Below are 5,565 nucleotides of genomic sequence, written 5' to 3'. Positions count from 1 at the left end.
CGGCGGCACCTTGCCCGCGGCGGTGATCTGGCCGTTGAAGAAGCGGCCGAAGGCGTTGGCCGCCTCGACCACGGCGCGGTAGCCACTGACGCCGGCCATCGAGGTCAGCGCGTCCATCTTCTGCGCGCGGCTGAGCGTGCGCGGCAACGCGTCGATCGACAGCGCAGTCACTTTCTTCGCCGCCAGTTGCTGCATCAGATCCGGGTTCTGGGCCGGCCAGATGAAACCGATCAGGGTCTGGCCGGCGTGCATCAGGGCCACCTCGTCCGGCGTGGGGGCTCGCACCTTGAAGACGATGTCAGCGCTGTTCCAGAGTTCGGCGGCCGAGCCGGCGATGCTGGCACCGGCTTCGCGGTAGTCGTCGTCGCTGCAGTTGGCCTGCACGCCCGCGCCGCTTTCGACCACCACGGCAAAGCCCAGCTTGACCAGCTTGACCACGGCGTCGGGCACCGTGGCCACGCGTTTTTCGCCAGGGAAGATCTCGCGCGGCACGCCAATGCGCTGCGCTGCGGGTGCGGCCGCGCTGGCCGCGGCGGTATCGGTCGATGCGCCAGAAGTCATGGATCAGTCCTCACTCACTCGTGAACAAATTGCGGGCCAGCTTAACCGATGGGTTCCAGCCCTCCGGCCCGCGCAAACCGTTGTCACATCAGGGTTTGCACGGAGGATCCAGCCATCGGACCGCCATTGCCGCGGTTGACATTTCATGATGCGGCAAGCCCTCCCGTTCAAAGGGAAACCCGACCGCTCGGTCGGTCGGGATAATCCGGCGCATGAACACCCGATGGAAACCCAGTGTCACCGTGGCCGCGATCATCGAACGCGAGGGCCGCTACCTGCTGGTGGAAGAAGAGACGCCCGAAGGCCTGCGCCTGAACAACCCGGCCGGCCACCTGGACCCGGGCGAAAGCCCCGAGCAGGGCGTGGCCCGCGAGGCACTGGAAGAGACCGCGTTCGGCTTCGCGCCCACGGCCCTGGTCGGCATCTACCTCTCGCGCTTCCAGCGCGAGAGCACCGACGAAGACATCACCTACCTGCGTTTTGCCTACTGCGGCGAGCTGGGCGCCTTCGATGCGCAGCGCCCGCTGGACACGGGCATCGTGCGCACGCTGTGGATGACGCCCGACGAAGTGCGCGCCAGCGCCGACCGCCACCGCAGCCCGCTGGTGCTGCGCTGCATCGAAGACCACCGGGCCGGCCAGCGCTTCCCGCTGGCCACGGTGCACACCGACCTGGCGGTGTTCAAGGCGCGCTGACGGCAGCCCGGGCTTGGCCTTGAGCGGGCCGGTCACTATCATCACCCGCTTGTCCGACACCGGCGCTGCTGACGTGCAAACCCCAGGACCCACCCCGCTGCTGACCCCGGAGCTGCTGGCCATGATGGCGCGCGGCGTGTCGGTGATCGTGAGCTCGTGCGGCCCCGACCTGGCCCCCAGCCTGATGCGCGCCGTGGGCAGCCAGGTGGGCCCGCAGGGCGAACAGATCACGGTCTTCCTCAACCGCGGGCAGTCGGCCCAGCTGCTGCGCGACGTGGCCCGCAGCGGCCGCGTCGCCGTGGTGTTCAGCGAACCGCACAGCCACCGCACGGTGCAGGTCAAGTCCACCCGCGCGCGCCTGCGCGAGGTCACCCCCGACGACGCCCCCGCCCTGCAGCGTTACCTGCAGGCCATGCAGGGCGAGCTGGGCCGCATCGGCTTCTCGCCCGACTTCGCCGCCGCCATGCTGGCGCACCGCTTCGAGGACCTCAGCGCCATCGCCTTCGCGCCGGAGCAGGCCTTCGACCAGACCCCCGGGCCCCAGGCGGGGCAACCGCTGCGGGTGGCGCCATGAAAGCGGTCGCCCTGGGCGAGGTGCGGCCCTGCCTGGAGGGCGCGATTCCGGCCATCATGGCCACCACCGGCGCCGACGGCACGCCCAACGTCGCCTACATCTCGCAGGTGTTCTACGTGGACGAGCGCCACGTGGCGCTCTCGTTCCAGTTCTTCAACAAGACGCGCCGCAACATCCTGGAGCACCCACGCGCCACGGTGCTGCTGCTGCACCCGGTGACGGCGCAGTTCTACCGGCTGCACCTGCGCTATCTGCGCACCGAGACCGGCGGCCCGGTGTTCGAGAGCATGAAGGCCCAGCTCGCGGGCATCGCCTCGCACAGCGGCATGGCCAGCGTGTTCGTGCTGCGCGGCGCCGACCTCTACGAGGTGCTCGACATCGAACGCGTCGACGGCCAGCCCCTGCCCGGCGCGGCGCCCCGCTGCAGCCTGCTGGGCGCCCTGCGCCGCGGCAGCGAACGCCTGGCCCAGGCCACGACGCTGGACACCGCCCTGGAAGCCACGCTGCAGACCCTGGAACGCGATCTGGACATCGCGCATGCGATGGTGCTGATCATCGACCCGGCCACGCAACGCCTCTACACCGTGGCCAGCTGCGGCTACGCCACCTCCGGCGTGGGTTCCGAGATCGCGCTGGGCGACGGGGTGATTGGCGTGGCCGCACGCGAAGGCACGCCGGTGCGCATCGTGCACATGACCAGCGCCTACCTCTACAGCCAGGCGGTGCGCAGCGGCCTGGAGGACCACGGCCTGGCGCCGTCCGAGGGCACCGAAATCCCCTACCCCGGCCTGCCCGAACCCCACAGCCAGCTGGCCGTGCCCTTGCGTTCGGGGGACCGGGTGCTGGGCGTGCTGTTCGTGGAAAGCCCGCAGGACCTGCGCTTTGGCTTTGAGGACGAGGACCTGCTGGTCCTGCTCGGCGGCCAGCTGGCCGCCAGCATCGACCGCCTGCAGGAAGCGCCGGAGCCCGCCGCCGACCCGGGGCCGGGCAGCGTCCCGAGCGCCGTGCGGCCCGCCGTGCCGCAAGGCCCTGCGCTGCAGGTGCGTTACTACCCCGTCAACCACAGCGTCTTCATCAACAACGCCTACCTCATCAAGGGCGTGGCCGGCGCCATCCTGTGGAAGCTGTTGCGGGACCACCTGCACGGCGGTCGCCACGAGTTCTGCAACCGCGAGCTGCGGCTCGATCCCCAGCTGGGCCTGCCCGATGTGGTCGACAACCTCGAAGCCCGCCTGCTGCTGCTGTCGCGCCGCCTGCAGGAACAGTGCCCGGCGCTGCGCATCGAGAAAACCGGCCGGGGCCGCTTTCGCCTGCACCTGGACCGGCCGGTCGAGCTCCAGGCCACGCCGGCCTGAAGCCCGGCCGCGGGCGGATCACCCCCCCGTCACCAGGCCCGGCACCGCGGGCAGCCCCAGGCCCCGGGTGAGCTTGGCCCAGTCGGGCTGGCGCAGGTGCGGCTGCACCCCATCGAGCACGGCGCGGAACACCGGCTCCGGCGCGCCCTGGCGCATGCCGCTCAAGAAAGCCAGCCGCTCGGGGGCGTGCAGGTGGGGCAGCATCCAGCGCATCACCTGCATCATCTCGGCCGGGGCAATGGTCGCCACCAGCGCGCCGTGGATCGCACGCAGTTCGTCGTCCGAATAGGCGGCCCAGAGCGCGCGGTTGTGCACCGTCTCTTCCACGTGCATGTGCTGGAAGTTGTCGGCCACGAACAGCGACAGCTCCAGGTACAGCGTGTGCAGGGCGCCCTCCCGCAGGCCCGACTCCAACGCGCTCAGCTGCAGCGCCAACGCACGGAGCCGGTCGATCTGGTGCTGGTGCTCGACGTGCTCCTGTGCCACCGCATCGCTGACACCGGGCGTGCGGGCCTCGATGGCGGGATGGACGAAGGTGTTTTCGTGCTGCACATGGGCCGCGCACAGGTCCATCAGCGCGCACACGCGCGCCTGCGCGTCGGCCACGTCCTGCGGGTCCGTCGGGTCGGCGCGGCCGACCGCCAGCAGACAGTCGGTCATCACGGCGCGCAAGGCCTTGTGGATGCCGGCGTAGAGGTCCTCGCGCGAGCGGGCCATGCTGGCCGCGGCCAGCTGTTTCATTTCCTGTTGAGTGAACTGCATGAGAAGACTTCCTTGAGCGGATCGGGTCCGCGTTTGCTGCCTGGTGACAGCGCCCCATGCGCCGCCTGCCATGGGAAGAAAGTCTAAAAATCCGCGCGCGGCCCCGCCGCTAAATAGCGCTTAAGAGAATCCTAAAAACCGCTTAAGCGCGCCCATTCAATCGGACCCGCTCACCCGGCCGCGCCCCTGCTTGATCTGCGCACGGCTGGCCTTGCCGGCCAGGCGCCGCTGCTGCGACGCCCGGGTGGGCCGCGTCGCCTTGCGCGCCTTGGGCACGTGGGCGGCGGCGTTCACCAGCGCCTGCAGGCGCTCCAGCGCATCGGCCTTGTTCTGCTCCAGGCTGCGGCTGGTCTGGGCCTTGATGACGATCACACCCTGCTCGGTGATGCGCTGGTCCGCGTGCGCGAGCAGCCGCGCCTTGACCGCTTCGGGCAGCGACGACGCGGCCACGTCGAAGCGCAGGTGCACGGCGTTGGAGACTTTGTTGACGTTCTGGCCGCCAGCGCCCTGGGCGCGGATGGCGGTGAATGCAACCTCGGCGGGATCGATGCGGAACATGGTGCGCGGCAGTGTGCCACGCACCGGTCTCAATAGCGCTCTTTCACACCCGTGACCATGGCCTTGACAAGCCGCGTGCGCTCGATGCGCCCCATGACCAGGGCCGCGGCCGCGTGCTGGCCGGCCGCGATGAGCAGGCCCTCGCCCACGGCCTCGTGCAGGTCCTGCAACCACTCTTCGCCCCAGAAGGTGTCGGTGGTCTGCAACCAGCCCGTCAGCCCCAGGGCCAGCACCAGCGAGATGAGCGCCAGCATCATCAGCGCGCCCAGCGGGTTGTGCCCTGCGTGCTGGTCCAGCCGCCCGGCCCGCAGCGCGCGCAGGTGCTGCAACACCCGCGCCGGCGTGGGCCAGAAGTCGGCAAAGCGGGCGTGCCGCGTGCCGACAAAGCCCCACACGATGCGGAGCACCACCAGCGCGCTCGCCAGGTAGCCCAACCACTGGTGCAGGTCTTCGCCGTCGTCCACCACAAAGCTGTTGAGCAGCACACAGGCCACCAGCGACCAGTGGAAGACCCGCACGAACGGGTCCCAGACCCGCTGCGGGGCGGGTACGTGCGCGGTCACGCTCACTTGCTTTCGATGGGCTTGCCGGTGGCGGGATCGAAGTAGATCTCGACCTTCTTGCCGGCCTTGTCAAAGCCGTAGATCTCGTAGCACTGGCCCTTGCTGACCTTGAAGGTCTTGATCTGGTAGCCCTGGGCCTGCAGGTCTTTCTTGAACCCGGCTTCGGGCAGCCACTGGTCTTTGGGCACGTTGCAGGCGGGGCCGGCCAGCGCCGCACCCGAGACCAGCACCGCGGCGATCGACAACATCAGAGACTTCATGAACACTTCCTTTTGATAGCACCCAGCACACGCTGGTGGCGCCATTGGAAGCAGGGCTGATGAAGCGACCCTTAAGTGCCCGGTATCCGTTTGTGAGCAAACGTGCGGCGCACGCAGAGATGCAGCGAGAAGGCTCAGGTGGGCCAGCCGCCGGGCCGCCCCAAGGCAGGCCCAGCCCCCTTGGGGGCAGCGACCCGCGCAGCGGCGGAGCGTGGGGGCTCAGTCAGGCCAGCCGCC

The 5,565-nt window shown here is 69.5% G+C and carries 7 protein-coding genes and 1 pseudogene; 3 read left to right on the top strand and 5 right to left on the bottom strand.

All coding sequences use genetic code 11. The features are described from left to right. A pseudogene (pntA, locus tag RMP09_RS08555) lies at positions 1-561 on the bottom strand (NAD(P)(+) transhydrogenase (Re/Si-specific) subunit alpha); the annotation flags it as partial. Between the two features lie 212 nt (positions 562-773). Between pntA and RMP09_RS08550 the strand changes: the two are divergent. Genes RMP09_RS08550 through RMP09_RS08540 form a run of 3 tightly spaced genes read left to right on the top strand, consistent with a single transcriptional unit; the run spans position 774 to position 3,185 of the window. Then, complete coding sequence (locus tag RMP09_RS08550) at positions 774-1,256, top strand: NUDIX hydrolase (protein WP_310565559.1); 483 nt, start codon at positions 774-776, stop codon at positions 1,254-1,256. A 49-nt stretch (positions 1,257-1,305) separates the two neighbouring features. Continuing rightward, positions 1,306-1,830 carry a pyridoxamine 5'-phosphate oxidase family protein gene (locus tag RMP09_RS08545; RefSeq protein WP_310565558.1) on the top strand — a complete coding sequence of 175 codons (525 nt, stop codon included), beginning with the start codon at positions 1,306-1,308 and terminating at the stop codon, positions 1,828-1,830. Beyond that, complete coding sequence (locus RMP09_RS08540; protein WP_310565557.1) at positions 1,827-3,185, top strand: GAF domain-containing protein; 1,359 nt, start codon at positions 1,827-1,829, stop codon at positions 3,183-3,185. The genes RMP09_RS08545 and RMP09_RS08540 overlap by 4 nt, the downstream gene beginning before the upstream one ends. Positions 3,186-3,203: 18 nt before the next feature. Here RMP09_RS08540 and RMP09_RS08535 read toward each other — a convergent pair whose 3' ends face one another. From RMP09_RS08535 to RMP09_RS08520, 4 genes are all read right to left on the bottom strand, one after another. Continuing rightward, entirely contained in the window at positions 3,204-3,947 is a 744-nt protein-coding gene (locus RMP09_RS08535) for a hemerythrin domain-containing protein (RefSeq protein WP_310565556.1), read from the bottom strand. A 156-nt stretch (positions 3,948-4,103) separates the two neighbouring features. Then, positions 4,104-4,505, bottom strand: a complete 402-nt coding sequence (gene arfB, locus RMP09_RS08530; protein WP_310565555.1) for an alternative ribosome rescue aminoacyl-tRNA hydrolase ArfB — start codon at positions 4,503-4,505, stop codon at positions 4,104-4,106. Positions 4,506-4,534: 29 nt separating this feature from the next. Beyond that, positions 4,535-5,068, bottom strand: coding sequence for a cytochrome b/b6 domain-containing protein (locus RMP09_RS08525; RefSeq protein ID WP_310565554.1), 534 nt, complete (start codon positions 5,066-5,068; stop codon positions 4,535-4,537). A gap of 2 nt (positions 5,069-5,070) precedes the next feature. Then, positions 5,071-5,328: a PepSY domain-containing protein gene (locus RMP09_RS08520; protein ID WP_310565553.1), complete on the bottom strand. Its 258-nt coding sequence runs from the start codon at positions 5,326-5,328 to the stop codon at positions 5,071-5,073. Positions 5,329-5,565 lie beyond the last annotated feature (237 nt).

The sequence above is a fragment of the Hydrogenophaga sp. genome (assembly GCF_031426985.1).
GTDB lineage: Bacteria > Pseudomonadota > Gammaproteobacteria > Burkholderiales > Burkholderiaceae_C > Hydrogenophaga.
Note: the sequence above shows the minus strand (reverse complement) of the source record. Positions and strands in the feature narration are given on the sequence as shown.

Bases quoted from the DNA above. Each gene is read 5' to 3' on its own strand.
- RMP09_RS08535 (WP_310565556.1), bottom strand. From the start codon at position 3,947: ATGCAGTTCACTCAACAGGAAATGAAACAGCTGGCCGCGGCCAGCATG.
- RMP09_RS08520 (WP_310565553.1), bottom strand. From the start codon at position 5,328: ATGAAGTCTCTGATGTTGTCGATCGCCGCGGTGCTGGTCTCGGGTGCG.
- RMP09_RS08550 (WP_310565559.1), top strand. From the start codon at position 774: ATGAACACCCGATGGAAACCCAGTGTCACCGTGGCCGCGATCATCGAA.
- RMP09_RS08540 (WP_310565557.1), top strand. From the start codon at position 1,827: ATGAAAGCGGTCGCCCTGGGCGAGGTGCGGCCCTGCCTGGAGGGCGCG.
- arfB (WP_310565555.1), bottom strand. From the start codon at position 4,505: ATGTTCCGCATCGATCCCGCCGAGGTTGCATTCACCGCCATCCGCGCC.